General features: G+C 70.4%; 24 protein-coding genes and 2 pseudogenes. 8 read left to right on the forward strand and 18 right to left on the reverse strand.

All coding sequences use genetic code 11. The annotated features are described in order from the left end of the window. Nucleotides 1-48: 48 nt before the first annotated feature. Nucleotides 49-672 (reverse strand): TetR/AcrR family transcriptional regulator, encoded by a 624-nt coding sequence (locus OG395_RS35035; RefSeq protein ID WP_327246496.1) that lies wholly within the window; start codon nucleotides 670-672, stop codon nucleotides 49-51. A 160-nt stretch (nucleotides 673-832) separates the two neighbouring features. On the opposite strand from OG395_RS35035, the gene OG395_RS35040 reads away from it, so the two are divergent. Further along, the gene (locus tag OG395_RS35040; RefSeq protein ID WP_327246497.1) at nucleotides 833-3,304 is read left to right on the forward strand and encodes a beta-glucosidase family protein; all 2,472 of its coding nucleotides are present in this window, start codon (nucleotides 833-835) and stop codon (nucleotides 3,302-3,304) included. A 68-nt stretch (nucleotides 3,305-3,372) separates the two neighbouring features. On the opposite strand, the gene OG395_RS35045 is transcribed toward OG395_RS35040, so the two are convergent. Together OG395_RS35045 and OG395_RS35050 are read right to left on the reverse strand one after the other, a co-directional pair. Next, the gene (locus OG395_RS35045; protein WP_327246498.1) at nucleotides 3,373-4,374 is read right to left on the reverse strand and encodes an aldose epimerase family protein; all 1,002 of its coding nucleotides are present in this window, start codon (nucleotides 4,372-4,374) and stop codon (nucleotides 3,373-3,375) included. A gap of 30 nt (nucleotides 4,375-4,404) precedes the next feature. Next, on the reverse strand, nucleotides 4,405-5,322 hold the full coding sequence (locus tag OG395_RS35050) for an SGNH/GDSL hydrolase family protein (RefSeq protein ID WP_327246499.1): 918 nt from the start codon (nucleotides 5,320-5,322) through the stop codon (nucleotides 4,405-4,407). Between the two features lie 351 nt (nucleotides 5,323-5,673). Here OG395_RS35050 and OG395_RS35055 point away from each other — a divergent pair, with 351 nt between their 5' ends. Continuing rightward, nucleotides 5,674-6,168 carry a DUF3145 domain-containing protein gene (locus OG395_RS35055; protein ID WP_327246500.1) on the forward strand — a complete coding sequence of 165 codons (495 nt, stop codon included), beginning with the start codon at nucleotides 5,674-5,676 and terminating at the stop codon, nucleotides 6,166-6,168. 203 nt (nucleotides 6,169-6,371) lie between these two features. Here OG395_RS35055 and fabF read toward each other — a convergent pair whose 3' ends face one another. The 5 genes from fabF to OG395_RS35080 all read right to left on the reverse strand — a co-directional run bounded on the left by fabF (nucleotide 6,372) and on the right by OG395_RS35080 (nucleotide 11,242). Continuing rightward, complete coding sequence (gene fabF / locus OG395_RS35060) at nucleotides 6,372-7,634, reverse strand: beta-ketoacyl-ACP synthase II (RefSeq protein WP_266986001.1); 1,263 nt, start codon at nucleotides 7,632-7,634, stop codon at nucleotides 6,372-6,374. Nucleotides 7,635-7,711: 77 nt separating this feature from the next. Beyond that, on the reverse strand, nucleotides 7,712-7,960 hold the full coding sequence (locus tag OG395_RS35065; protein ID WP_266986003.1) for an acyl carrier protein: 249 nt from the start codon (nucleotides 7,958-7,960) through the stop codon (nucleotides 7,712-7,714). A gap of 63 nt (nucleotides 7,961-8,023) precedes the next feature. Then, entirely contained in the window at nucleotides 8,024-9,025 is a 1,002-nt protein-coding gene (locus tag OG395_RS35070) for a ketoacyl-ACP synthase III (protein ID WP_327246501.1), read from the reverse strand. 13 nt (nucleotides 9,026-9,038) lie between these two features. Beyond that, a complete protein-coding gene (locus OG395_RS35075) occupies nucleotides 9,039-9,953 on the reverse strand; it encodes an ACP S-malonyltransferase (RefSeq protein WP_327246502.1) in 915 nt (304 codons plus the stop codon). A gap of 89 nt (nucleotides 9,954-10,042) precedes the next feature. Next, nucleotides 10,043-11,242, reverse strand: a complete 1,200-nt coding sequence (locus tag OG395_RS35080) for a PucR family transcriptional regulator (protein WP_266986009.1) — start codon at nucleotides 11,240-11,242, stop codon at nucleotides 10,043-10,045. Nucleotides 11,243-11,370: 128 nt separating this feature from the next. On the opposite strand from OG395_RS35080, the gene OG395_RS35085 reads away from it, so the two are divergent. Further along, nucleotides 11,371-12,027, forward strand: coding sequence for a pirin family protein (locus OG395_RS35085; RefSeq protein WP_327246503.1), 657 nt, complete (start codon nucleotides 11,371-11,373; stop codon nucleotides 12,025-12,027). Nucleotides 12,028-12,054: 27 nt separating this feature from the next. After that, nucleotides 12,055-12,204 carry a hypothetical protein gene (locus OG395_RS35090; protein ID WP_327246504.1) on the forward strand — a complete coding sequence of 50 codons (150 nt, stop codon included), beginning with the start codon at nucleotides 12,055-12,057 and terminating at the stop codon, nucleotides 12,202-12,204. 43 nt (nucleotides 12,205-12,247) lie between these two features. On the opposite strand, the gene OG395_RS35095 is transcribed toward OG395_RS35090, so the two are convergent. After that, nucleotides 12,248-12,457, reverse strand: coding sequence for a hypothetical protein (locus tag OG395_RS35095; RefSeq protein ID WP_327246505.1), 210 nt, complete (start codon nucleotides 12,455-12,457; stop codon nucleotides 12,248-12,250). Between the two features lie 86 nt (nucleotides 12,458-12,543). Between OG395_RS35095 and OG395_RS35100 the strand changes: the two genes are divergently transcribed. Then, on the forward strand, nucleotides 12,544-12,783 hold the full coding sequence (locus OG395_RS35100) for a transposase (RefSeq protein ID WP_327246506.1): 240 nt from the start codon (nucleotides 12,544-12,546) through the stop codon (nucleotides 12,781-12,783). A gap of 41 nt (nucleotides 12,784-12,824) precedes the next feature. Beyond that, nucleotides 12,825-12,908, forward strand: a pseudogene (locus OG395_RS35105) (RNA-guided endonuclease InsQ/TnpB family protein); the annotation flags it as partial. 60 nt (nucleotides 12,909-12,968) lie between these two features. On the opposite strand, the gene OG395_RS35110 reads toward OG395_RS35105, so the two are convergent. The 5 genes and pseudogenes from OG395_RS35110 to OG395_RS35135 all read right to left on the reverse strand — a co-directional run bounded on the left by OG395_RS35110 (nucleotide 12,969) and on the right by OG395_RS35135 (nucleotide 18,711). After that, complete coding sequence (locus tag OG395_RS35110; protein WP_327249772.1) at nucleotides 12,969-13,139, reverse strand: hypothetical protein; 171 nt, start codon at nucleotides 13,137-13,139, stop codon at nucleotides 12,969-12,971. 268 nt (nucleotides 13,140-13,407) lie between these two features. Then, nucleotides 13,408-14,622: a hypothetical protein gene (locus OG395_RS35115; protein WP_327246507.1), complete on the reverse strand. Its 1,215-nt coding sequence runs from the start codon at nucleotides 14,620-14,622 to the stop codon at nucleotides 13,408-13,410. 210 nt (nucleotides 14,623-14,832) lie between these two features. After that, nucleotides 14,833-16,032: an IS110 family transposase gene (locus OG395_RS35120; RefSeq protein WP_327243526.1), complete on the reverse strand. Its 1,200-nt coding sequence runs from the start codon at nucleotides 16,030-16,032 to the stop codon at nucleotides 14,833-14,835. Nucleotides 16,033-16,724: 692 nt separating this feature from the next. Then, a pseudogene (locus OG395_RS58495) lies at nucleotides 16,725-17,880 on the reverse strand (IS200/IS605 family accessory protein TnpB-related protein); the annotation flags it as partial. 9 nt (nucleotides 17,881-17,889) lie between these two features. Further along, complete coding sequence (locus tag OG395_RS35135) at nucleotides 17,890-18,711, reverse strand: serine hydrolase domain-containing protein (RefSeq protein WP_327246510.1); 822 nt, start codon at nucleotides 18,709-18,711, stop codon at nucleotides 17,890-17,892. A 117-nt stretch (nucleotides 18,712-18,828) separates the two neighbouring features. On the opposite strand from OG395_RS35135, the gene OG395_RS35140 reads away from it, so the two are divergent. Together OG395_RS35140 and OG395_RS35145 are read left to right on the forward strand one after the other, a co-directional pair. Further along, nucleotides 18,829-19,290: a MerR family transcriptional regulator gene (locus tag OG395_RS35140; RefSeq protein WP_327246511.1), complete on the forward strand. Its 462-nt coding sequence runs from the start codon at nucleotides 18,829-18,831 to the stop codon at nucleotides 19,288-19,290. Continuing rightward, a complete protein-coding gene (locus OG395_RS35145) occupies nucleotides 19,290-20,303 on the forward strand; it encodes an aldo/keto reductase (RefSeq protein ID WP_327246512.1) in 1,014 nt (337 codons plus the stop codon). The genes OG395_RS35140 and OG395_RS35145 overlap by 1 nt, the downstream gene beginning before the upstream one ends. A 73-nt stretch (nucleotides 20,304-20,376) precedes the next feature. Here OG395_RS35145 and OG395_RS35150 read toward each other — a convergent pair whose 3' ends face one another. The 4 genes from OG395_RS35150 to OG395_RS35165 form a co-directional block, all read right to left on the reverse strand. Then, a complete protein-coding gene (locus tag OG395_RS35150; RefSeq protein ID WP_327246513.1) occupies nucleotides 20,377-21,585 on the reverse strand; it encodes an acyltransferase family protein in 1,209 nt (402 codons plus the stop codon). After that, entirely contained in the window at nucleotides 21,582-22,628 is a 1,047-nt protein-coding gene (locus OG395_RS35155) for an alpha/beta hydrolase (RefSeq protein ID WP_327246514.1), read from the reverse strand. The genes OG395_RS35150 and OG395_RS35155 overlap by 4 nt, the downstream gene beginning before the upstream one ends. A gap of 180 nt (nucleotides 22,629-22,808) precedes the next feature. Continuing rightward, nucleotides 22,809-23,501, reverse strand: a complete 693-nt coding sequence (locus tag OG395_RS35160; RefSeq protein ID WP_327246515.1) for a response regulator transcription factor — start codon at nucleotides 23,499-23,501, stop codon at nucleotides 22,809-22,811. Next, nucleotides 23,498-24,820 (reverse strand): sensor histidine kinase, encoded by a 1,323-nt coding sequence (locus OG395_RS35165; protein WP_327246516.1) that lies wholly within the window; start codon nucleotides 24,818-24,820, stop codon nucleotides 23,498-23,500. The genes OG395_RS35160 and OG395_RS35165 overlap by 4 nt, the downstream gene beginning before the upstream one ends. Between the last annotated feature and the right edge of the window lie 12 nt (nucleotides 24,821-24,832).

The following is a 24,832-nucleotide window of genomic DNA, read 5'->3' on the forward strand; positions in this document are numbered from 1 at the left end:
GCTCGGAATCACTCGCAGGTGCCGCTTATCGATCTTGTCGTATCGGTGTTATCGCAGGCCATCTGACTCGCGGGTGGAGTCGTCGTGCTCGTCGGCGGCGTCCGGGGACCCCGGCTGCAACAGCCGCAGGAAGTCCCGGAAGGCGGCCGGCATGTCCACCGATCCGGGGTCGAGCAACCACTGGTACTGGAGCCCGTCCAGCACCGCCACGAGCAGCGGCGCGGCCCGCTCCGGGGTGAGGCCGCCCGGCAGTGTCCCGCCGTACTCCGTGCGCAGCATGGCCGCCATGCTCGCGCGCACCTGTGTGTAGCGGCGGGTGAAGAACTCCCCGGCCGGATGCCCCTCCGTCACGCTCTCGCCGAGCAGTGCCGAGAACGTCTGGACGACGCCGGGGCGCATCGCGTTGTACTCGACGAGCGAGTCCAGCAGATCCACCCGCCAGGTGCCGTCACTGCGGGCCCCGCCGCCCGTGTCCCACTGGTCGCGCTCCTCCAGCACGGCGACGAGCAGCGCTTCCTTGGTCGGGAAGTAGTGCAGCAGTCCCTGCTGGCTCAGCCCGACCCGCTCGGCGACCGCGCTCAGTGTGGCGCCGCGGTAGCCGCGTTCGGCGATCACTTCCAGCGTGGCGCGGAGGATCTCCGCCCGCCGCTCCGCGGTTCTGGCCCGCACCATCGCACCCGGCCCCTTTCGGTGCTGTCGGTTCCTCAAGCAGGACCGTACGCCATCTCCGACACGTCTCATAACAAATAGATAACAAACCCTACTGCTCTACTGGTAACCGAGTCACCATGGAGATAATTCCGCAGAGGATTCACCACGAGGAGGTACGGCCGTGGCAGGCGCGTCCACACCCATCCAGCCCGACGAGGCCCGCGAGGCCGCGGTCGAAGCGGCGCTGGCCGCACTCGGACTCGACGACAAGGCCCGGCTGCTGGCCGGCCAGGACATGTGGTCGCTGCCTGCGCTCCCCGCCGTCGGCCTGGACTCGCTCGTCATGTCCGACGGCCCGATCGGTGTCCGCGGTGTCCGCTGGACCGCCGAGGACCCCTCCGTCGCCCTGCCTTCGCCCACCGCGCTCGCCGCGACCTGGGACCCGGTGCTCGCCCGCCGCGCGGGCCGGCTGCTGGCCCAGGAGGCCCGCCGCAAGGGCGTGCACGTCCTCCTCGCCCCGACCGTCAATCTCCACCGGTCGCCGCTCGGCGGGCGCCACTTCGAGACGTACAGCGAGGACCCGTACCTCACCGGCGAGATCGGCGCCGGCTATGTGCTCGGCGTCCAGGACGGCGGCGTCGGCACGACAGTGAAGCACTTCGTCGCCAACGACGCCGAGACCGACCGCTTCACCGTCGACAACATCGTCGCCCCGCGTACGCTCCGCGAGATCTACCTGGCCCCGTTCGAACGGATCGTCAAGAACGCTCACCCATGGGGCATCATGGCCGCCTACAACCAGGTCAACGGCTCCACCATGACCGAGCACCGCTACCTGCAGAACGCGGTGCTGCGCGGCGAGTGGGGCTTCGACGGCTCCATCGTCTCCGACTGGCTGGCCGCCCGCTCCACCGGCGCCGCGATCAACGGTGGCCTCGACATCGCCATGCCGGGGCCGAAGACGGTGTACGGAAAGGCGCTGGCCGCGGCCGTCCGGGCCGGTGAGGTCGAGGAGTCCGTCGTCGACGCGGCCGTGCGCAACGTGCTGCGCCTCGCCGCCCGCGTCGGCATCCTGCACGGCGCCCCGCCCGTCGTCGACCCGGCGGACCACCCCACCGGCATCGACGGCGACGCGCTCGCCCGCGAGATCGCCCGCCGCTCCTTCGTCCTCGTACGCAACGAACGCGCCGCGCTCCCCATCGACCCGGCCGCCGTGCGCAAGGTCGCCCTCAGCGGCGCGCTCGCCCGTGACGCCCGCGTCCTCGGCGGCGGCTCCGCACAGGTCCTCCCGCACCACATCGTCTCGCCGCTGGACGGCCTGATCGCCGCCCTGCCCGAGGACGTCCTCGACTACCGCGTCGGCGCCGACCCGAACAACGAACTCGCCCCCGCCGAGAAGGGCTTCGACCTCCGGGCCGTCTGCTACGACGCGTCCGGTGCGGTCCTCGGTTCGGCGCCGCTGCACAGCGGCACCGTTCAGTGGATCGGCGACGACCTCCCCGACGGCGTGACCCACGAGACGCTCCACAGCGTCGAGATCACCGGCACGTTCGTCCCGCGCGACACCGGTGAGCACCTCTTCGGCACCCGCGGCACCGGAGCGCTCACACTCACCGTCGCCGGCGAGACCCTCTACGACGACATCCACCGGGTGACCGGCTCCTCCGACCCCGGCGAGGCGTTCTTCGGCAACCCACTGGAGCGGGGCCGGAAGACCCTCATGACGAGTACCCCCGTCGAGGTGTCGCTGCGGCAGGTCCCCGAGACGCTCGGCGCCGACTCGCCCATTCCCGGCGTCTCGTTCTCCTTCTGTCACCTCGGCCCGCGCCGCGACCCCGACGAGCTGATCGCCGAGGCCGTCGAGGCGGCCCGCGCCGCCGACACCGCGATCGTCGTCGTCGGCACCACCGAACGTGTCGAGTCCGAGGGCTTCGACCGCACCGACCTGATGCTCCCCGGCCGCCAGGACGATCTCGTCCGGGCCGTCGCCGCCGCCAACCCGAACACCGTGGTGGTCGTCAACTCCGGTTCCCCGGTGGAACTTCCGTGGCGCGACGAGGTCGCCGCGGTGCTGCTCAGCTGGTTCCCCGGCCAGGAGGGCGGCGCGGCGCTGGCCGACGTCCTGCTCGGCGTCGCCGAACCGGGCGGCCGCCTGCCCACCACCTGGCCGGTCGCACTCGCCGACGTCCCGGTCTCCGTCACGACCCCCACCGACGGTGAACTCCACTACGAGGAGGGCGTCTTCGTCGGCTACCGGGCCTGGGAGAAGGCGGGCATCCGACCCGCGTACCCCTTCGGCCACGGACTGGGTTACACCACTTGGGAGTACGAGTCCCTGACGGCCGCCCCCGACTCCGCCACCGTCCGCCTCCGCAACACGGGCACCCGCCCCGGAGCCGAGACGGTCCAGATCTACCTGGCGCCGACGGACGACACCGCCGAGCGCCCGGCCCGCCGGCTGGCCGGCTTCGCCCGCGTCCAAGCGGCCCCGGGCGAGAGCGCCGAGGCCGTGATCGAACTGGACCGGCGCGCGTACGAGATCTGGGACGAGACGGCGTACGACTGGACCCTCGTGCCCGGCACGTACGAGGTGCAGGCGGCGCGATCGCTCGGCGACGTGCGCCTGACGGCGGCCACGGAGGTCAAGGAGTAGCGGCAGCCCCTCGGACCGGAGAGCCCCGGAGCGGCACCTGACCCCGCTCCGGGGCTCTCCTCATACGGTCAGCGCACCGAGAACCCGTACACGGTCGTCGATGCGTACTCCTCGCCCGGCCGCAGCACCGTGCTCGGGAACTCCGGGCGGTTCGGCGAGTCCGGGAAGTGCTGCGTCTCCAGCGCGATCCCGCCGCAGGGCCGGTACGGCCGCCCGTCGAGGTGGTCGGCGGTGTACAGCTGCATCCCGGGCTCGGTCGTGGTGACGGTCAGGACGCGCCCCGAGCCGGGGTCGCACAGCTCGGCCACCGGACCGTCCACCGCCTCGTCCAGCACGAAGTTGTGGTCGTACCCCGTGCCGACCGTCCGCGCCTCACGGAAGTCGAACCGGGTGCCGTCCACCGGCAGCAGCTCGCGCGTGGGAATCGACTCGCCGTCCACCGGGGTGATCCGCCCGGCCGCGATCCGCAGGGTGTGCCCGGCCGCACTGCCGCTGTCGGCGCCGGCCAGGTTCCAGTACGTGTGATTGGTCAGGTTCACCACGGTCGGTGCGTCCGTCGTCGCCCGGTACGCGATGCGCAGCGCCCCGTCCTCGTCCAGGGTGTACGCCGCCGAGACCGCCAGCCGCCCCGGGAAGCCCTCCTCGCCGTCCTCCGCGACCAGCGACAGCTCCACACCGCCGGGGACCTCCCGTGCCTCCCAGACGCGCTTGTCGAAGCCGAGGGCCCCGCCGTGCACATGGTTGCGCCCCTCGTTCCGGGTCACGTGGTGGGTCTGCCCGTCGAGTACGAAGGAAGCGCCCGCGATCCGGTTCGCGTACCGCCCGACCAGCACCCCGAAGTAGGGGCCCGAGCACGTCTCGTACGCCGCGAGATCCGGCAGCCCGAGCGCCACCTCGGCCCGCACGCCGTCCCGTCCGGGCACCTCCACCGACTGCACGGCGCCGCCGTACGTCAGGACGCGCACCCGCGTGCCGGCCCGTTCCAGCGTCCAGCGGTCGACGGCGGTGCCGTCCGCGAGGGTGCCGAAGAGTTCCGTACGTATCGCCGTGCTGCTCAAACCCGTGTCCATGATCACGGACCTTAAACCACGTGCCGGTGGCTACGCCGGGGGCTTCCGAGCCGTGATATTGCGATACGCGATCTCGGCGAGCCGGGCCTGGCCGCTCAGCCCCGGATGGAACCAGTCCCACTGGCTGAGCTGCCGGCCGGTGAACCGGTAGTCGAAGACCGCACCGCCGTCGTACCGGCAGCGCGGATCCTTCGCGCACACGTTCCGCAGCACCTCGTTGTACGCCACGACCCGCTCCTGGACCGAGGCGCGGCGTGCCTCGGCCCCGGCGCTCATGTCATCCGCATGGCCCAGCATCGACTTGCAGATGCCCAGCTTCCAGATCTGCTTGCCCAGGGGGTTGTCGCGCCCCGTCGACCAGAGGCGTTTGAGATCCGGCACGCTCGACACGTACACCTGCGCCTTCGGCGCCTTGCCGCGGAGCTGACGCATCGACGCCTCGAACGAGGCCCGGAAGTCCGCCACTGGCGTCATCAGTCTCGCCGAGTCCCGGCAGGCGTCGTTGGCGCCGATCATCACGGTCACCAGGTCCGGCTTCCGCTCCGCCGCGAGAGCCATCTGCTCCGGCAACTGGGCGATCCGGGCCCCGGTCTCGGCGTGGTTCCAGCTGTGCGAGGCCGCGCCCGAGGAGCCGAGCAGCCGCACCGCGAGGCTCCGGACCTCGCTGTCCGTGCCGGTCGCCCAGGAGACCTCAGGGCAGTCGGCCAGCACGGAGCAGGCGTCGAAACCACGGGTGATGGAGTCCCCGACTGCGGCGACCGACCCGGGACTGCGGTTCCACGCGGGGGAGGGCGCGGCAGACGGGCGGTGCTGCCCGGCGCCGGAACTCCTGGTCGTCCCGTCCGACCCCGTGTCACAGCCGGCCAGCGCGACCGCGGCGATCACCGGAAGCGCCGTCAGAACGGCGGCAGTGGTGCGCGAGCGATGGCTCGCGGAACGTTTCTGCATCCCTCATGCCCTCCCGTTTATGCCCCCGGCAACCCCCCATGGCCCCAGGCGACACGCCCGCGCGCCCTGCCGGGTGAAAGCTGTGCGAATGATGGGCCCGGGACCGACGGTACGTCACACCTCGGGCGCCGCCGCACGGTAGCTTTTCCCCGTCGAACCAGTGCCGCGTTCCGCCACTCGACTCCACTTGGGTGGCTTCATATCATCACATCATGTCTCATACTGTCCCTTTTCTGGAGATTCACTCCCGATGCTGTTTACTGACGACAACCTCGGGGACCGGCCGAGAAAAGGCGGTACGGGCGCGAGGCCGCTGGGGAAGGCGAACCTCGTCCCACACTGGAGGTCCCGGTGACGACACGTGGAGTCCTGTACGTTCACTCCGCACCGCGCGCGCTCTGCCCACATGTCGAATGGGCGGTGGCAGGTGTACTCGGTGTGCGGGTTCAGCTCGACTGGATCAGACAGCCGGCCTCGCCCGGCACCTGGCGTTCCGAGTTCTCCTGGAAGGGCGCCGCGGGGACCGCGTCGAAGCTTGCCTCCGCACTGCGGGGGTGGGATCTGCTGCGCTTCGAGGTGACGGCGGAGCCGTGTGCGACGGCGGAGGGCGAGCGGTACAGCTCCACGCCGGAGCTGGGTATCTTCCACGCGGTCACCGGCATGCACGGCGACATCCTGGTGCCGGAGGACCGGCTGCGGGCCGCACTGGCGCGGTCGGTGCGGGGGGAGACGGAGCTGGAGGCGGAGATCGCCAAACTTCTCGGCAAGCCGTGGGACGACGAGTTGGAGTCGTTCCGGCATGCGGGGGAGGGGGCGCCGGTGCGGTGGCTCCACCAGGTGGTCTGACCCATCTGCGGGTGCGGGTCGCGCCTTCGCGGGCCTGCTCCCCTGCCCGTCCCTTCCCGACACCGGAGGCTCCGCCCCGGACCCTGCTGCTCGATCGCCGGAGGAGCATGATCTTCCGCCCGGGCGATGGAGGACATCGTTCAGCCCGGGCAGCGGTGAAGCCCGCCTCCCCGAGGGGACGGCGGGCTTCGGCGCGGTGGGGGTCAGACGCTGCGGAACGCCAGCACCACGTTGTGCCCCCCGAACCCGAACGAGTTGTTGATCGCGGCGATCGACCCCTCGGGCAACGGACGGGGCTCATCGCGCACGATGTCCGCCTCCACGGCCTCGTCGAGGTTCTCCACGTTGATCGTCGGCGGAGCCATCCGGTGGTGCAGCGCCAGGACCGTCGCAACGGTCTCGATGCCGCCCGCGCCACCGAGCAGGTGACCGGTCATCGACTTCGTCGCGGAGATCGCGACATGGTCGAGGTCGTCGCCCAGGACCTTGCGCAGAGCCTTCAGCTCCGCGACGTCGCCCTGCGGCGTCGACGTGGCGTGCGCGTTGAGGTGCACGACCTCCGACGGCTTGAGGTCCGTCTGGTCGAGCAGATTCTGCATGGCGGCAGCGATCCCGCGCCCGGTCGGCTCGGGCTGGGCGATGTGGTGGGCGTCCGCGGACAGCCCCTGTCCGAGCACCTCGCAGTAGACCTTGGCGCCCCGCGCGGCAGCGTGCTCCGCGGACTCCAGGACCACGACGCCCGCGCCCTCGCCGAGCACGAAGCCGTCACGGCCCGTGTCGTACGGACGAGACGCCTTCTCGGGCTCGTCGTTGTTCTTGGACATGGCCATCATGTTGGCGAACGCCGCGATCGGCAGCGGGTGGATGGCCGCCTCGGTGCCACCGGCGAGCACGACATCGGCGCGGCCGGTGCGGATCATCTCGACGGCGTAACCGATGGCCTCGGCGCCCGACGCACAGGCGGAGACCGGGGTGTGGACACCGGCCTGCGCGTTGACCTCGAGGCCGACGTTGGCCGCCGGGCCGTTCGGCATGAGCATGGGCACGGTGTGCGGGGAGACGCGGCGTACGCCCTTCTCCTTCAGCACGTCGTACTGGTCGAGGAGCGTGATCACGCCACCGATACCGGAGGCGATGACCGAGCCGAGCCGGTCGGGCTGGATCTTCTCGTCCTCACCGGCCTTGCCGGTGAAGCCGGCGTCCGCCCATGCCTCGCGGGCCGCGATCAGCGCGAACTGCGCCGAGCGGTCCAGCTTGCGGGCGAGCGGGCGGGGCAGTACGTCGCCCGGGTCGACGGCCGCGAGGGCGGCGATCCGGACGGGCAGTTCGGCGAAACGCTCGCCCTCGAGAGGCTTGACGCCGGAACGACCGGCCATCAGACCTTCCCAGGTCGACGCGGAGTCGCCACCCAGCGGAGTGGTTGCGCCGATACCGGTGACGACCACGGTGCGATTGGTCGAGTTCACTGGAAAATCTTCTCCACGTGTAGAGGGTCGTGAATCAGCGGCGCCACCGCCGGGTGGCGACACACGAGCCGGCTGGATCAGGCCTGGTGCTTCAGGATGTAGTCGGCAGCGTCGCCGACCGTCTTGAGGTTCTTGACGTCCTCGTCCGGGATCTTGACGTCGAAGCGCTCTTCGGCGGCGACGACGACCTCGACCATGGACAGCGAGTCGACGTCCAGGTCGTCGGTGAAGGACTTGTCCAGCTGGACGTCCTCGACCGGGATACCGGCGATCTCGTTGACGATCTCGGCGAGACCGCTGACGATCTCTTCCTGGGTGGCGGCCATGTTGGCGCTCCTTCGATGTATTTCTGCAGGGTTCGGACGTCCGGACCGGAAGGTCCGGTGTGCCTAGGGGAGAGTAACGACCGTCGCGGCGTAGACGAGACCCGCCCCGAAGCCGATGACGAGCGCGGTGTCGCCGCTTTTCGCCTGACCGGTCGCCAGGAGCCGCTCCATAGCGAGCGGAATCGAGGCGGCGGAGGTGTTGCCGGTGGTCTCCACATCACGGGCGACCGTGACATGCTCCGGCAGCTTCAGGGTCTTCACCATCGAGTCGATGATCCGCATGTTGGCCTGGTGCGGGATGAAGACGTCCAGGTCTTCCGGGGTGATCCCGGCCGCGTCCAGCGCCTGCTGGGCGACCTTCGCCATCTCGAAGACGGCCCAGCGGAAGACCGCCTGACCCTCCTGCGTGATGGCCGGGAACTTCTCCGGACGGTCGGCGTGGAACTCGTCCCACGCCACGGTCTGCTTGATCGTCTCGGACTTGTCGCCCTCGGAGCCCCAGACCGTCGGGCCTATGGCGGGCGCTGTGGAGGGGCCGACGACGACCGCGCCGGCACCGTCGCCGAACAGGAACGCCGTCGCGCGGTCGTGCAGGTCGGTGAGGTCGCTGAGCCGTTCCACGCCGATGACGAGTACGTACTCTGCCGAGCCCTCGACGATCAAGCCCTTGGCGAGGGTCAGGCCGTAGCCGAACCCGGCGCAGCCGGCGGAGATGTCGAAGGCGGCGGGCTTGCCCGCACCGATCTTGTGGGCGATCTCGGTCGCGATGGCCGGCGTCTGCTTGAAGTGCGAGACGGTGGAGACGATGACGGCGCCGATCTGCTCCGGCGTGATCCCGGCATCGGCGATGGCCTTGCCGGACGCCTCGATGGACATCGCTGCCACGGTCTCCTCCTCGGAGGCCCAGTGGCGGGTCGCGATGCCGGAGCGGGAGCGGATCCACTCGTCCGACGAGTCGATCGTTTCGAGGATCACCTCGTTGGGCACCACACGGGTCGGGCGGTAGCCGCCGACACCCATGATCCGTGCGTACGCGGCGCCCTGGCTGGGCTTGATCTTCGACATGCTCTCGGGCTCCTTAGGCGTCTGCGTGCTCAGCGAGGAGCGCGCGGGCCGCGTCGAGGTCGTCGGGGGTCTTGAGCGCGAGGGTCTGCACCCCGGGCAGTGCCCGCTTGGCGAGACCGGTCAGGGTCCCACCCGGGCAGGCCTCGATGAGCGTCGTGACGCCCAGCTCCTTGAACGTCTCCATGCACAGGTCCCATCGGACCGGGTTGGCGACCTGGCCGACCAGCCGCGAGATGACCTCGGCGCCGGTGGCGACCGGCTTTCCGTCGGCGTTCGAGACATACGTCACAGTCGGCTCGGAGACCGTCAGCGCCGCGGCGGCCTCGCGCAGCCGGTCGACGGCGGGAGCCATGTGGTGCGTGTGGAAGGCGCCGGCGACCGTGAGGGGCACCACCCGGCGCACGCCCTCGGGTTTGTCCCTGGTCAGCGCGGCGATCTGAGCGGCGGTGCCGGCGGCGACGATCTGGCCACCCCCGTTGACGTTCGCCGGGGTCAGCCCGAGCTTCTCCAGGTGCGGGACCGTCACCTTCGGGTCACCGCCGAGCAGCGCCGCCATGCCGGTCTCGGTGACCGCTGCGGCGTCCGCCATGGCGAGCCCGCGGGTGCGTACGAGACGGAGCGCGGTCTCCTCGTCGAGGACACCGGCGAGTGCCGCCGCGGTGATCTCACCAACGCTGTGACCTGCGACGACATCGGGCGACGCGGCCAGTGCGGAGGCGGACAGCAGGCCCGCGGCGACCAGCAGCGGCTGAGCCACCGCGGTGTCGCGGATCTCGTCCGCGTCGGCCTTCGTGCCGTAGTGGGCGAGGTCGAGCCCGATGGCCTCGGACCAGGCCGCGACGCGGTCGGTGGCGCCGGGGAGGTCGAGCCAGGGAGTCAGGAAGCCGGGCGTCTGAGCGCCTTGGCCGGGAGCGACGAGTACGAGCACCCTCACACTCTCTCTTGTGAACGGTCCTGAACGCCCGTGGGGACAGGGACGAAGAACCGTAGGGGGAATTGTTGATGTCCGACAAAAGTCTAGGACTGGGTATCCCTGTCGGCCAGACGCCCCAGAATCAGGGCGATTCGCAACGTGAACGCCGAGCGGACATCGGAGGGCGACCACCCGGTGACGTCTGTCACACGTCGAAGCCGGTAGCGCACGGTGTTGGGGTGCACGAACAACATCCGGGCCGCGCCCTCCAGACTGCTCGCCTGCTCCAGGTACACACTCAGAGTCTCCAGCAGCGCCGAGCCCGCTTCCTCCAGCGGTCTGTAGATCTCCTCCACCAACTGGTCCCGCGCGGCGGGGTCGCCCGCGATGGCGCGCTCCGGCAGCAGGTCGTCGGCCAGAACCGGCCGCGGCGCGTCCTGCCAGGCACCGCACGCCTTGAGCCCGGCGGCGGCGGCCTGGGCGGACCGGGTGGCCGCCAGCAGGTCGGGCACCACGGGCCCGGCGACGACCGGGCCGGCCGCGTACGGGCCGATCAGCGCCTTTGCGACGTGCAGCGGGTTGTCGCTGCCGCCCGCGATGACGACCAGACGGCTGCCGAGCACTCCGGTGAGGACCTGGAGCTTGGCGTGGCGGGCGGCGCGCCGGATCGCCTCGACGGTCAGCTCGCTGTCGCCGTCGGGGGCCGTACCGAGGATCACGCACACATGCTCGGGGGAGTTCCAGCCGAGCGCGGCGGCCCGGGAGACGGCGCCCTCGTCGGCCTCCCCGGACAGCACCGCGTTCACCACGAGCGATTCCAGCCGGGCGTCCCAGGCGCCGCGCGCCTCGGCCGCCTGTGCGTATACCTGGGCGGTCGCGAAGGCGATCTCCCGTGCGTAGACGAGCAGCGCCTCGCGCAGCAGCGACTCGTCGCCGGGCGCGGCGACCTCCTCGATCGCCGCCTCCATGACCTCGATCGTCGTGCGCACCATCTCGACGGTCTGGCGCAGTGTGATCGCCCGGGTCAGCTCGCGCGGAGCCGTACCGAACACATCGGTGGAGATGGCCTGCGGCGTCTCCGGGTGCCGGAACCACTCGGTGAAGGCGGCGATTCCGGCCTGGGCCACCAGGCCGATCCATGACCGGTTCTCCGGTGGCATCGCCCGGTACCAGGGCAGCGACTCGTCCATGCGGGCGATCGCGTTCGCGGCCAGCCGGCCGGAGGACTGCTCCAGCCGCTTCAGGGTCGCGGCATGCAGGTGGGCGTCATGTGCAGCAGGCTGCTCAGGATCGGATCGGGGCACGGACACAAGATTGCCTTATCGGGCCGCGGGCGCGGTGGGCCGGGGCCACCGCGGGTCGTACTGCCGAGTAGCGGACGGCCGGTCGCCGGCCGTGACCTAGGGTCGCCGGGCCGGGCTACCGTGGACCCGTGATTTCCGTACAGCGCGCGGACGACCGGTACACGGGCGGGGACGAGGCCGCCGGCATCCTGTCCCGGCACGCTTTCTCCTTCGGCTCCTTCTACGACCCGGACAACCTGCGCTTCGGCGCGATCCTGGCCTGCAACGGGGAGCGACTGGCGCCCGGCGCGGGCTTCGACGAACATCCGCACAGCCACACGGAGATCGTCACATGGGTCGTCGAGGGAGAGCTGACCCACCGCGATTCGACCGGCCACGCGACCGTCGTACGGGCCGGAGACCTCCAGCACCTCAGCGCCGCGGCCGGGGTGCGCCACGTCGAACGCAATGACGGAGACGTTCCACTGACGTTCGTTCAGATGTGGCTGTCGCCGCTCTCCCCGGGTGGCGAACCCTCGTACACGATCGTTCCGGGCATCGCCGACTCCACCCCGTACGCCCTCCCGGAGGCCGGTGCGATGCTGTACGTACGCAGACTGGCTTCCGAGGAGCGCACGGCGGTGCCGGACGCGGCGCGGGTCTACGTCCATGTGGTGGCCGGGGGTGTGTGGATCGGCGACGAGGAGCTGGAGCCGGGTGACGCGGCACGGATCACCGGCGAGGAGGGGCTGGAGCTGGTGGCGGCCGGGGCGGCCGAGGTGCTGATCTGGGAGCTGTCGGCCTGAGAGCGGGGTGCGAGTGGCCGGGAATTCGTGTCCCTCGTCGACCTCGGCCTCGCCGACAAGCAGCCCGTACCCGACGTGCCCGCGCCCGTACCCGCGCCGTCGATCGACCCGTTCCTCGAACCCGACATTCCGGCCCCGCTCGTCGACCCGCCCACGCCCGTCGACGAGACCGCGTGACGATCGCGCCCCGCAACCTTCGGGTAGCGGGGGCTTCTTCGTTTCACTGCAGCTGCTTCTTCACGGCGGCGACATCAGGGCCCGAGTTAGCAGCCGGCGCCTTCCAGCGGAAGGCATGCCCCGTGCCGTCCTTGTAGACGAGCGTGTCGCCGCCATTAGCCTGAGTCGCAGTCAGGGCGATTACCGCATCGACATGGGTGTAGCGAACTTCCTCGCCGACTCGGGCGGCGAGTTCGTGCCCAACCCCCGGCACGGAGCGAAAGGCGCCGCCAGGCTGGAAGTGGCGCGCGGGCCCTCGCCCGGCGCAAGCGGGGCAGCAAGTGCCTTTGTAAGGCCGTTGTGGCCCGACTGCACCGAAAGGTGCGCCGTCAGCGCCTGGACCATGCGCACAAGAGCGCGCTGAACCTGGTGCGTGACCACGATTTCATTGCGCACGAAGACCTCAGGATCCGCAACATGAGCAAGGCACCGTCCCGGAAGCCGGACCCCGCCACGCCGGATAGTTCCGTGCTCAACGGGGCCGCCGCCAATGCCGGGCTGAACCGTTCGATCGCTGATGCCGGATGGGGGTGTCCCTGACGATCTTCACCGCCAAGGCAGCATGCGCCGGACGGGAAGTGATGACGGTAGACCCCCGCAACATCTCCCGGCGGTGCCCCGTATGCGGGCACACCGCCAAGGAGAACCGGCCCACCCAGGAGAAGTTCCACTGCGTCTCGTGCGGCCACCAGGCACACGCGGACACGGTGGGCGCCCTGAACGTTCTACGGGCCGGGCTGGTCCGTCGCGAAGCCCAACCGGCACAGCGAGAAGCCCCCGCCCTTGGGTGGTGGAGGAGTCACAAGCATCGGCGTGCTCGCGCCGTCCTCTGCTGCGTGGGTCAGCGCCGAGTGGCGCAGCTGGTGGAGCGTCACCTTCCCCCCGGTTGCCACCACCGTGTGCTCCTCGAACAGCTCGGCAGCCCGCCGGCACGAGAGGCGCGCCCGCGTACTGATCCACTACGCCGATTCGCGATCAGGCACACCCGGAATGCGCCCGTCACCGGCATCCGAGCGCCTGATCGGCGACAGCGTGCGCAGGACGGCGACAGCACGCACACTGGTAGGAGCTTGCGTGCCTAAATGTCCGTCGTGAAGCGTGACCACCAACGTGTCGCCGTCATCGTCAAATCGAGCGTCGCGCAACAGTCACGCTGGACCAACGTCACGGTTGCGGCGGACCTCCCGCTCTGCTGGAGGCAACCCTGCCCCCAGCCTCTGAAGAGGAGATGTCATGGCGACGAGCATCCGGAAGCACATCCCACACATCGTCGGCGCGTCTTGCGTTGCTGCGCTGCTCGCTGGGTCGGTGGGCGTGGCGAGCGCCGAGGCGGCGCCTCAGACAACGAAGGCTGCGGCGGAATCGTTGAGCGCGGCACCAGACGTGGTCTGCAAACGCGGTTTTGTCACTGTTAACACCCCGCAAGGTCCCCGCCGTGTGTGCAGGGTGGCTACGGTGAATCCGCAAAGGGCCTTCGTAGTTCCGCAGCGGCTGCTGCAGCAGCAGCAACAACAGCAGCAGCAACAGCAGAGAACGAATGTGGTGCTGAACCTGCTGCAGCAGCAACAGCAGCAACAGCAGCAACAGCAACGGGGCCAGCAGCAGCAACAACAACAACAGCAACAACAGCAGCAGCAGCAGCAACGGGGCCAGCAGCAGCAGCAGCAGCAACAGCAGCAGCAACAACAGCAGCAGCAACAGCAACAACAGCAGCAACAGCAGCAACAGCAGCAACGGGGCCAGCAGCAGCAGCAACAACAGCAACAACAGCAGCAACAACAGCAGCAACAGCAACAGCAGCAGCAGCAGCAGCAGCAGCAGCAGCAGCAGCAACAACAGCAGCAACAGCAACAGCAACAGCAGCAACAGCAGCAACGGGGCCAGCAGCAGCAACAACAACAGCAGCAGCAACAGCAACAACGGGGCCAGCAGCAGCAACAACAACAGCAGCAGCAGCAGCAGCAGCAGCAACAGCAGCAGCAGCAGCAGCTGCTGCAGCAGCCCGCCGTGCGGCAGCCGGTTGTGCAGCAGCCCGCCGTGCAGCAGCCGGTTGTGCAGCAGCCCGCCGTGCAGCAGCCGGTTGTGCGGCAGCCGGTTGTGCAGCAGCCCGCCGTGCAGCAGCCGGTTGTGCAGCAGCCCGCCGTGCAGCAGCCGGTTGTGCAGCAGCCGGTTGTGCAGCAGCCCGCCGTGCAGCAGCCGGTTGTGCAGCAGCCGGTTGTGCAGCAGCCCGCCGTGCAGCAGCCGGTTGTGCAGCAGCCCGCCGTGCAGCAGCCTGCCGCCGAGCAGCCCGCCGTGCAGCAGCCTGCCGCCGAGCAGCCTGCCGAGGGAGCCGCGTTCTAGTAACTGGCAACGGACACCGGCGAGTTCGCCGGCGTTCACTCTCGAGGTGGTTCTGGCCCTGGAGATGTTCGCCTTCGCCCCACCCTTCGCGGGTGGGGCGTCGTGCTGCTCACCCGAACGCCCGCTCCGTCGCGTCCGAGTAGGCGGTCCGATGGATCCTTGGGAATGGCCGGCATCCCGCACCCACACGTCGCTACAGCGCGGAGTGTCGGCTGCTCGTAGGCCCGCGGTTGATGCTCCTATTGGCTGTCAAGCGGCGGTTAGCCAGTCGCGGTAGGCGTTGGCGAGGGTGTCGTCACGGCGGGTGCCGCGTTCGATGCAGGAGATGACTGCGGGCCAGACGTTGAAGTGGTGGGCGGCGGCGGTGAGGGTGATTTTCTTGGCCTGGCGCGCGGGTCGCAGGTCGGCGATGGCGGGGACGGCCACCGCTGTGGTGAGGCAGCGGAAGACTTCCCGGGCGATCGCGCGTTTGAGGAGTCGGATGATCTCTTTCTTGGTCCGTCCGGCTTCGGTCTGCCTGGTCACGTAGTCGCGGGTGCGGCCATCGCTGGCCATCCGTACGAGGGCTATCCGGTAGAGAGCGGCGTTGGCGGCGCGGTCGCCGCCCCGGGAGAGACGGTGGCGGTTGGTTTTGCCGCTGGAGGCGGGTACGGGGGCGGCGCCGCACAGGGCTGCGAAGGATGCCTCGGTGCGCAGGCGTTCAGGGTTTCCGCCGGCTGTGACAAGGAGCTGGGCGGCGGTGTCGGGGCCGACGCCGTAGGCGGCGCGCAGGCCCGGATTCTGCTCGGTGACGGCGGCGTCCAGTGCCGCGGTGAGTGCGTCGTGCTCGGTGGTGAGGGCCTGGACGCGCTGGGCGAGGCTCTTCAGTGCGGTCAGGACGGCGACATGCAGCTGGTCGCCGGTGGGACGCAGGCGGGCGAGGGCGTTGATCTGCGTCTTGCCGTGCAGGGCACGGTACTTGGCGCGGATGCCGTCCGGGGCGGTGATGAGGATGTGGCCGATCTGGTTCAGGGTGGCGGTGCGGGCCTTGATCGCGGACCGGGCTGCGTTGTGGAGGGCGCGTATGCCGCTGACGGTGTCATCCTTCGGCGCGGCTGCCGCCCGTCCGGACAGGGCGGCGCGGGCGGCCGCGTAGGCGTCGATCGGATCGGACTTGCCGATCCGGCGGCGTTCGGCCTTGTCGGGCCGGTTGACCTCCACCACTGCCAGGCCCGCGTGGCGGGCGGCACGGGTGAATCCGAGGCCGTAGGAGGAGGTTCCCTCCACTCCGACGGCGGTCACGGTGCCGTGTGCGTTGAGGAACGCGATCGCCGCGGCGAAGCCGGCGGTCGTGGTCGGGAACTCGGCGTCGGTGACGTGGCCACCGTGGTCGGTGACGACCGCCACGTGGATCGTGTCCTTGTGGGAGTCGACTCCTCCGTACACGGTCTCGTGCGCTGTGTCCGTCATGCCCGCTGCTGTCATGCTGAAGGTGCCTTCCTAGCCGGAGGTGGCGCCCGGCCGGGTGGGGCAGACAGGACATTGAGGGGGCTTCTGACCAAGCTCCTATCAGGTCATGTTCCACCTGGCCGGAGCCATGAAGAACGGGTCCCGGCAGCCGGACAGAACAACCGGAGGACAGCCCAGCAGGGCGTCAGTCAGTGGTGGAGCCACGACCACCGGAACCCACTTACGAGTATCAATGTCAGTGCCGCCCGCTACCGTGTTCGTATCCCGTCCGAGTTGCCGGCGCTACTCGGACCTGCCCTGCCCACCGTGGCCGGGTGGGCGCGCGTCAGGCGTCTTGCCTTGCCCCCGTCCCTGCTGCGGGCGGGCGCTCGCGCTATGCGGGGGTGTTCGGGTTGACTGCAGTTGTTGATTTTGCCTGTGGTTCCTGGGCTTGGCTGTGTATCGCGCTCCGCACCTCGGGGTGGTATGCGGTATTTTCACATTTTTGAGTGATGTGTTAACTGATCTGTGGTTACGGGGTGTCGGTGTTCTCTGACGTCCTGGATCCGGCTGAGTGAGGGCGAGACGGGGCGGGTGGCGCGCCCGTCGGCGTCCGCGTTCTGTGGCCTGGACACCGCCACCGGCGAAGTCCTCGACCATGAGGTGCTGGGTGAGCGAGTGGGCGCCGAGGAAGGTGTTGGACCAGGAGGCCGACTGGGCGCATCCCGAACGGTGTTGGATGCGCTGGGTTCCCGCGTTCGCGTCCCGTTCGGTGACGGCTCTCCAGGGGGCCGGTCCGTTGCGGGTGGGCGGGTTCCCTCACGTCCTCGGGTGCCTGGTCCGGTCTGGGCGGTCCGATGCCCCGCACGATCGCTCCGGTCGTGTGGGGGTGGTGCCGTCCTTCCCCAAGCTCTCGACTACGTTCGAGCAGGGGATACCCCATCCCGGACCGGGTGTCCGAGGGCGCGTCGGCCGATCGCGATGATCGCAAGGCCCTGTTCGGCGGCCATGGAGACGAGCCGGGCCTTGAGCTTGCCGGTCGGGATGCCGGAGATGAGCTGCCGGAACCGCTTGCGGCGGCCGTGTTTCTCGCGGGTCTTCTCGGTGGTGAAGTCGAGGTCTTCGATGCCGATCGCGGCGACACCAGCCTGCCTGGCCCAGTGGATCAGCGCGTGGCGGATCTGAGCGTCGCGGTGATCGGCGGTGCCGGACAGGTCGTAGAAGAACCGCCGGGGCCCGCCGATGGGGTTGCCGTGCCGGTCGAGCCGGTAGGCGGCGAAGTGGTCGGCGTTGGTGTCGACACCGATCATGCCCCGGGCGCGGGCGGTGGCCAGCGGGGTGGTCTTCACGACGGGGCGTTACCAGGATGCGGTGAGGTACCAGCGGCCGCGCTGGGTGTCGAGGTGGATGCGGTAGGCGACGGCCCGGTTCGCTTCGATGCGGTCGGCCCACTCCGCACCCCGGTGCGCAAATGCGATCCGGGAGGCGAGGACGTACCGGCCGTGCCCGGCGTTGGCCAGGTGCGCGAGCGGGGCAGGCAGCCTGATGGACACTTCGCCGTCCGGGGTGACGCGGATGGTCTCGTTCCCGAACCGCTTCCCCGACTCACCATCAGCCACGATGAACCAGCGTTCCGCATCCCAGCGTTCCCGCCACTGCTCCTCGGTGCCGGGCCTGGGTGAGGTGGTGGCGGGTGTTCAGGAGACGTTTGCCGCCCCGCACCACCCGCACCCGCCCGGCCTGCCGGTCGGCGACAACGGCCGAATGCCGTGCCTCCAGTGCAGCAAACCGGCAGCAGCTCGCACCCCCTGCGAAGCACCCCAACGAAGCACCCTCACAAGATCTGCACCCAACCGGGATTGCCGCGCGTGACGCGTCTCACCGGCCGGCGTCGAGCTCCGCGAGCACCGCGTCCGTGAACGGCGGCCAGACCTCCGCCGCCCACGGTCCGAAGGCCCGGTCGGTGAGCGCGACGCATGCCGCTCCCGCGACCGGGTCGATCCACAGGAACGTACCGGACTGTCCGAAGTGCCCGAACGTCGCCGGTGACGAGGAAGTGCCCGTCCAGTGCGGCGACTTGGAGTCCCGGATCTCGAAGCCGAGCCCCCAGTCGTTGGGGTTCTGGTGGCCGTAGCCCGGCAGGACGCCCTTCAGGCCGGGGTGCACGACGGTCTGCGCGGCCAGCACCGTACGCGGATCGAGCAGCCGCGGCGCCTGCACCTCCGCCGCGAACCGCACCAGGTCGTCGACGGTCGAGACGCCGTCCCGGGCTGGCGAGCCGTCCAGCGTGGTCGACGCCATACCCAGCGGCTCCAGCACCGCCTGGCGCACATACTCGGGGAACGGGATGTCGGTGGCCTTGGCGATGTGGTCGCCGAGCACCTCGAAGCCCGCGTTGGAGTAGAGCCGCCGGGTGCCCGGAGCGGCTGTCACCCGGTGCTCGTCGAAGGCGAGCCCGCTGGTGTGCGCGAGCAGATGCCGGACGGTGGAACCCTCGGGCCCGGCCGGCTCGTCGAGCTCGACCGCGCCCTCCTCGTACGCCACGAGCGCCGCATAGGCCGCGATCGGCTTGGTGACGGAGGCGAGCGGAAAACGGTGCGAGGTCGGGCCGTGCGCACCGACGACGGTGCCGTCCGCTCGTACGACGGCCGCCGCCGCGGTGGGGACGGGCCAGTTGTCGATCATCGCCAGGCTCTGCATACGTATGAGCCTAAAGGGCCGTCCTGCACGGCTCGGAGGGGGTGGCCCGGCCGCCACCGAAACCCGTCGCCGTTTGCGCTTGCTTCGAGTGCACTCCAAGGTTCTAGCGTGGAGGTCATGACGGTGATGGAGAGCACTTCCGTAAAGACGGACGCATGCGCATCGGCACCCAGGGCGCATCCGCGCCCCGAGGGCCAGGACCGCTACACCATCAGTGAGGTCGCCGCCTTCACCGGGCTCACCGCGCACACCCTGCGCTGGTACGAGCGGATCGGGCTGATGCCGCACGTCGACCGTTCGCACACCGGTCAGCGCCGCTTCACCAACCGCGACCTGGACTGGCTGGCCTTCGTCTCCAAACTGCGGCTGACCGGAATGCCGGTCGCCGACATGGTCCGGTACGCGGAGCTGCTGCGCGAGGGCGAGCACACCTTCGAGGAACGGCAGGAGCTGCTGGAGACGACCCGCCGCGACGTGAAGACGCGGATCGCGGAGCTCCAGGACACCCTCGCCGTCCTCGACCACAAGATCGACTTCTATGCGAGTGCCCGACGGGCGCCGGAAAGGCCCTGTGCCTGATGACTGACAACAAGATCACCACCGTGGAGCTCGGAAACGGCGGCCCGCAGGTCGGCGTGCAGGGACTCGGCTGCATGGGCATGAGCGAGTTCTACGGGGACACCGATGAGTCCGCCGCGCGCGAGACGCTGGAGACGGCGCTGGCGGCGGGCGTCACCCTCTTCGACACCGCAGACGTGTATGGTCGCGGCGCCAACGAGACGTTCCTGGCGCCGTTCGTCGCGGCGCACCGGGGCGAGATCACCCTCGCCACGAAGTTCGCCATAGAGCGGACCGACGACCCGCAGTACCGGGGCGTGCGCAATGACCCCGCGTACATCCGCCAGGCCGTCGAGGACAGCCTGCGCCGGCTGAACACCGATGTCATCGACCTCTACTACATGCACCGCCGCGACCCGGCGGTCCCGCTGGCCGAGTCCGTCGGCGCGATGGCCGAGCTGGTGCAGCAGGGCAAGGTCAAGCAGCTCGGGCTGAGCGAGGTGACCGGTGCGGAGCTGCGCGAGGCGTACGCCGTGCACCCGATCGCCGCCCTGCAGTCCGAGTGGTCGCTCTTCAGCCGGGACGTCGAGCGCAGTGCCGTGCCCGCCGCGGTCGAGCTCGGGGTGACCTTCGTGCCGTACTCGCCGCTAGGCCGGGGCTTTTTGACCGGGGCGTTCACGGACGCGGCCAAGGACCTGTCGGACGGCGACTTCCGCAAGTACCAGCCGCGCTTCACCGGCGACAACGCGAAGACGAACGCCGCCCTGCTGGAGCCCGTCCACAAGATCGCGGCGGCGCACGGGGCGTCGGCTGCGCAGGTGGCGCTCGCCTGGGTGCAGCAGCGGGCCCAGGTGCACGGACTGACCGTGGTGCCGATCCCGGGCACCCGCAAGAGCAGCCGGCTGCTGGAGAACGTGGCCGCCACCCGGCTCACGTTGACGGCGGAGGAGCTGGCACTGCTGGAGCCGATCGCGGAGCAGGTGGCGGGGGACCGGTACCCGGACATGAGCTCGACGTCCGCCGCGCGCGAGTAGTCGTTTCCGGGCGGCCGGGGCGCCCGGCAATCGCCCGGTCCTCAAGCACCGGACGGGCTGGATGTGCGCCGCCCTACGCGATCCCCAGCGCGAACACGGCGAACCCCGCCGCGAGCAGCCCCGCCGCTGCCCGGCGGGCGTTCGCCGCCCGCGTTCCGGCCTGCCACGGTGCCTCGAAGCGGTGCGCGTACCGGGCGATGAGCACCAGCAGTCCGGCGAACACGGGCATCCACGCCAGCCGTGCCAGGATCCAGCCGATCGTGTCCGGTCCGGTCGTCAGCCCGGGCACCGCACCGGCGAACGACGCCGGGACGGCCGCGGCCAGCATCGCCGTCTGGTGCCAGCACAGGATCGTCATCGCGGACAGATTGATGACGACGACGGGCGCCCACACCGGCGGACGGCGCAGCAGCCGGCCGATCCGGTCGCGCAGCAGGATCGCCGCGCCGCTCTGCGCCGCGGCCAGGGCGAGGACCAGCAGCGACGGCGGATGCGAATTGGTGCGTGCCTCGCCCGGCACGCCGACCATCGACGCCGGGTAGTGGAAGGCGAGCAGGAGCGCGGCGAACAGCACGGTCCCGCCGACGAGCAGGAACCGGGCGCCCCGCTTCCCGATCCGGCCCTCGCCCCACGAGACCCCGAGCTGGTACGCGAAGAGCCAGCCCGGGAGGATGTTCAGCACGCTCAGCCAGGACGGCATCGCCTCGGCGTACGGTCCGTAGCGCAGGAAGTCGACGGCGGCGACCGCCCCGAGCAGTGGCGCGGCCGCCCAGCCGCCCAGCCGCCGCGCGATCCGCAGGCAGTACGGGGTGAGGGCGGTGACCACCGTGTACACCCCGACGAACCAGAGTGGCTGGATCACCAGCGTCGACCCGGTCCGCAGCGTGTCACCGGGTACCCCGAGCGTGTACAGCACGGGGATCATCGCCGCCCAGACGGCGGTCACCCCCAGCACCGGCCTGCCCAGCCTGGCCATCCGCCCGCGCAGCCAGGCTGCGGTGGTGGACTTCCTGCGCCGGTACGAGAGCACGGAGGCGTACCCGCCGACCAGGAAGAAGATGCCCAGCATCTGGAGGATCCAGCTGACCGGGGCGAGGAATCCGAAGGCGGAGAGCGGGCTGGCGTTGTGAAGTGCGCCGGCGCTGTCCAGCCGGAAGCCGCCGAGCAGCCAGTGCCCGGTCGGCACGGCGAGCAGGGCGAGGGCGCGCAATCCGTCGACGGCACGGTCGCGGTGAGCGGGGGTACGGGCGTCGATCCGGGCCGCAAGCTGCTTCAGACTCATCGGCCCGCCCCTTCCGCGATGGCCGCGAAGGCACGCAGCGAGTCGGTGCCGGGGGCGAAGTAGCCGGTGTGGCCGTGCGCGTCCTCGGCGGGCACCCGGCGGGCCCCGAACTCCGGATCGGCGGGATCGGGCCCGTGACCGAACCCGGCCACCTCGACGTTCGGGACATCGTCGATCCAGTCGGTGGCGTCCTTGGCCGCCCAGACCCGGGCGGTGGTGCGCAGATCGGCGACGTCGTCGGCGCGCATGCCGGGCGAGCCGAGGACGACCAGGTCGCCGACGTGCAGCCGGGACGCGGCGAGACCGCACACGACGGACCCGTAACTGTGGCAGAACATGGCGGGTTCGGCGATTCTGTCGGCCGCCAGCCCGTCCGCGAACCGGGTCAGCCGATCGGCGCCCGCCTCTGCGAGCGAACCGGTCGCAGCATCGACCCCGACGCCGACGGGAGTGGTGTAACCGGCCCAGGCGATCACCGCACTGCCCGTTCCGGTCTCCGCGTACAGCGACTTCGCCATGCCGGCCGGAGTGCCGTACACGTCATGCGTACGGTCGAAGGTCCCGGCGTCGATGTCCGAACCCGGCACCACGACGGAGACCCGGCTCGCGGTCCTCAGGTCCCCGAACACCTCGGCGACCTGTCCGCGCCCGCGCGGATCGAAGGCCAGGATCTGCCGTCCGCGATCGACGCCCAGATGCGCGTACCGGGGATCGTGACCGGCCTGCAGGGAAAGGGCGTTGGCGCGGTAGCGCAACTCGACGGGCACCCCGTCGAGATTGCCGACGACCGATGGATGCCGCACGACCAGCTGCTGCCGCTCGTCCTCGCTCAACCCCCGGAAGAACCGAGCTACTTGGGTGGGTGTGGACCGCTCCGGATCCGGCAGCTTCCGCCCCAGCGCATGATCCGACCGCCATGCGGCACTCCCGGGCGGCGGCCCGGTCACGGCCTGCTGTGCATTCCCGGACACCCAGCCGGCGGTCCCGGCCACCACGGTGGTCGCCAGTGCGACCGCGACCAGAGTCCTCGCGTAACGGCGCATCTCGCCCTCCCTCTTCGGCTCGTGCACGCCGTTCGGCGCGACGGGAGGGAAGGTAGAAAGAAGGTGGGTGAGAGGGCGTCACACCGGGGAGCCACGTTCGCAGTGGTACCTGGGTAGGGGGTGTACCGGGGGAATTCCCCACCTCGCGCGGCCATTCGAGCCGGCTCGGAGGGAAGGCCGTTACGCGCCCGGCGTCACCAACCCCGACTCGTACGCAAAGATCACCGCCTGCGCCCGATCCCGCAGATCGAGCTTGGCCAGCACCCGTCCGATATGCGTCTTCACCGTTTGCTCGGCCAGCACCAGCCGCCCCGCGATCTCCTGGTTGGACAGCCCCCGGGCAATCAGCTCCAACACCTCCGTCTCCCGCGGCGTCAGCCCGTTCAGCCGCAGAGCGACGGCATCGCTCCGCCCGCCCGCACCGCTTCCGCCCGGCCGTTGCCGCGCGAAGTCCGCGATCAGCCGGCGCGTCACGGACGGCGCCAGCAGCGCCTCGCCCGCCGCCACCACCCGTACCGCCGAGATGAGATCGGCGGGCGGCGCGTCCTTCAGCAGGAACCCGGACGCCCCGGCGCGCAGCGCCTCGTACACGTAGTCGTCCACGTCGAAGGTGGTGAGCATCAGCACCTTCGGCCGGTGGACCACCCCCACCGTCGGGTTCAGCAGCTCACGCGCGGCCGCGAGGCCGTCCATCTCCGGCATCCGCACATCCATCAGCACCACGTCCGGATGGACGTTCCGGCTGACCTCGATCCCCTGCCGCCCGTCCGGCGCCTCGCCCACCACATCGATGTCGCTCTGCGCCGACAGCAGCGCCGCGAACCCCGCCCGCACCATGGCCTGGTCGTCGACGATGATCACGCGGATGGTCACAGGTCCTCCAGGGACGAGGGGGAGGCGGGCGACAGCGGCAGCCGTGCGGCCACCCGGAACCCGCCGTCGGGCAGCGGCCCGGTGTCCAGGGTGCCGCCGGTCAACCGTACGCGTTCGCGCATCCCGACCAGCCCGTGTCCGGTTCCCGTCGGCTCCAGCGGCGAACCGGGCCGTTCCGCCCGGTCGTTGGCGACCACCACGGTCAGATGCTCGCCGTCCGACGCGATCGACACCCGGGTCCGCGCTCCCGGCGCATGCCGGACCACATTGGCCAGCGCCTCCTGCACGATCCGGTACGCGGACAGGTCCACCGCCTGCGGTACGTCGCCCAGGTCCGCGGCGAGCGACAACTCCGCGGGCAGCCCCGCCCGTACCGTCGCCTCGACCAGCTGCTGCACCCGGTCGAGCCCCGGCTGCGGCGCCCGTTCGCCCTCCGTTCCGTCGCTGCGCAGCACCACGAGCAGCCGCCGCATCTCGGCAAGCGACTCCCGGGCGCTCGCCGCGATCGAGCCGAACTCCTCGACCGCCTCCTCGGACAGCCCGCTGATCCGGTACGGGGCGGAGTCGGCCTGGACCGTGATCACCGACATGTGGTGCGCGACCACATCGTGCAGTTCACGGGCGATTCTGGTGCGCTCCTCCAGCAGGGTCCGCTGCGCCCGCTCCGCCTCGCTGATGGTCTCCTGCTCGGCCAGCCGCCGTTGCGCGTCGCCCCGTTCCCGCACCGCCGCGGCGATCACCAGCACCACCGCACCGAGAATGGGCAGCAGCAGGGCGCTGCCGTTGCTGCGCCCGGGCGAGATCACATGCAGCACCACACCGGCGGCTCCCGTGGCCAGCCAGACGGCGATCGAGGTCCGGCGGGTCTCGCGCAGCCCCAGGGCGAGGAGCAGGAAGAGATACCCGACGATGGCGGGTGGTGTCCACGGCCAGACGGTGTACGTCGCCACCGGATACCCCAGGAGCACCAGGGCACCGATGATGTCGGCGGTGAAGACGATCCACCACGCCTGCAACGGCCGGTGCGCCAGCATCAGCAGGGGCGCCGCCTGGGCGACACCGAGTGCGCCCGCCACGCCCCCGGGCACCCCGTACTCCGAGATCAGGAAGTTGATCGTGACCGGGATGAGGGTGGCGGCGAGGGCGAGGACGACACCGTACGGAAGCAGCCGCTGCCACGGTCTCGGGGCGTCGGCGAACAGCGGGGTCGGGGGGTGGGACGCGTGGGTCAGCCCGTGGGCCACCTCGCGCAGATTGCGGCGGGCCGCGCTGAGCAGGCCGTCGGCGGGTGGCGGGAGCTGGGGAGAGGAAGTCGGCATGGCCCGATCAGC

This window comes from Streptomyces sp. NBC_01320 (genome assembly GCF_035974375.1).
Taxonomy (GTDB): Bacteria; Actinomycetota; Actinomycetes; order Streptomycetales; family Streptomycetaceae; genus Streptomyces; species Streptomyces yanii.

What these genes read in the sequence shown, in the direction of transcription:
- OG395_RS35035 (WP_327246496.1), bottom strand. Translation starts at nt 672, where the DNA reads ATGGTGCGGGCCAGAACCGCGGAGCGGCGGGCGGAGATCCTCCGCGCC.
- OG395_RS35070 (WP_327246501.1), bottom strand. Translation starts at nt 9,025, where the DNA reads ATGTCGAAGATCAAGCCCAGCCAGGGCGCCGCGTACGCACGGATCATG.
- OG395_RS35045 (WP_327246498.1), bottom strand. Translation starts at nt 4,374, where the DNA reads ATGGACACGGGTTTGAGCAGCACGGCGATACGTACGGAACTCTTCGGC.
- OG395_RS35065 (WP_266986003.1), bottom strand. Translation starts at nt 7,960, where the DNA reads ATGGCCGCCACCCAGGAAGAGATCGTCAGCGGTCTCGCCGAGATCGTC.
- OG395_RS35165 (WP_327246516.1), bottom strand. Translation starts at nt 24,820, where the DNA reads ATGCCGACTTCCTCTCCCCAGCTCCCGCCACCCGCCGACGGCCTGCTC.
- OG395_RS35135 (WP_327246510.1), bottom strand. Translation starts at nt 18,711, where the DNA reads ATGCAGAGCCTGGCGATGATCGACAACTGGCCCGTCCCCACCGCGGCG.
- OG395_RS35050 (WP_327246499.1), bottom strand. Translation starts at nt 5,322, where the DNA reads ATGCAGAAACGTTCCGCGAGCCATCGCTCGCGCACCACTGCCGCCGTT.
- OG395_RS35155 (WP_327246514.1), bottom strand. Translation starts at nt 22,628, where the DNA reads ATGCGCCGTTACGCGAGGACTCTGGTCGCGGTCGCACTGGCGACCACC.
- OG395_RS35145 (WP_327246512.1), top strand. Translation starts at nt 19,290, where the DNA reads ATGACTGACAACAAGATCACCACCGTGGAGCTCGGAAACGGCGGCCCG.
- OG395_RS35150 (WP_327246513.1), bottom strand. Translation starts at nt 21,585, where the DNA reads ATGAGTCTGAAGCAGCTTGCGGCCCGGATCGACGCCCGTACCCCCGCT.
- OG395_RS35140 (WP_327246511.1), top strand. Translation starts at nt 18,829, where the DNA reads ATGACGGTGATGGAGAGCACTTCCGTAAAGACGGACGCATGCGCATCG.
- OG395_RS35120 (WP_327243526.1), bottom strand. Translation starts at nt 16,032, where the DNA reads ATGACGGACACAGCGCACGAGACCGTGTACGGAGGAGTCGACTCCCAC.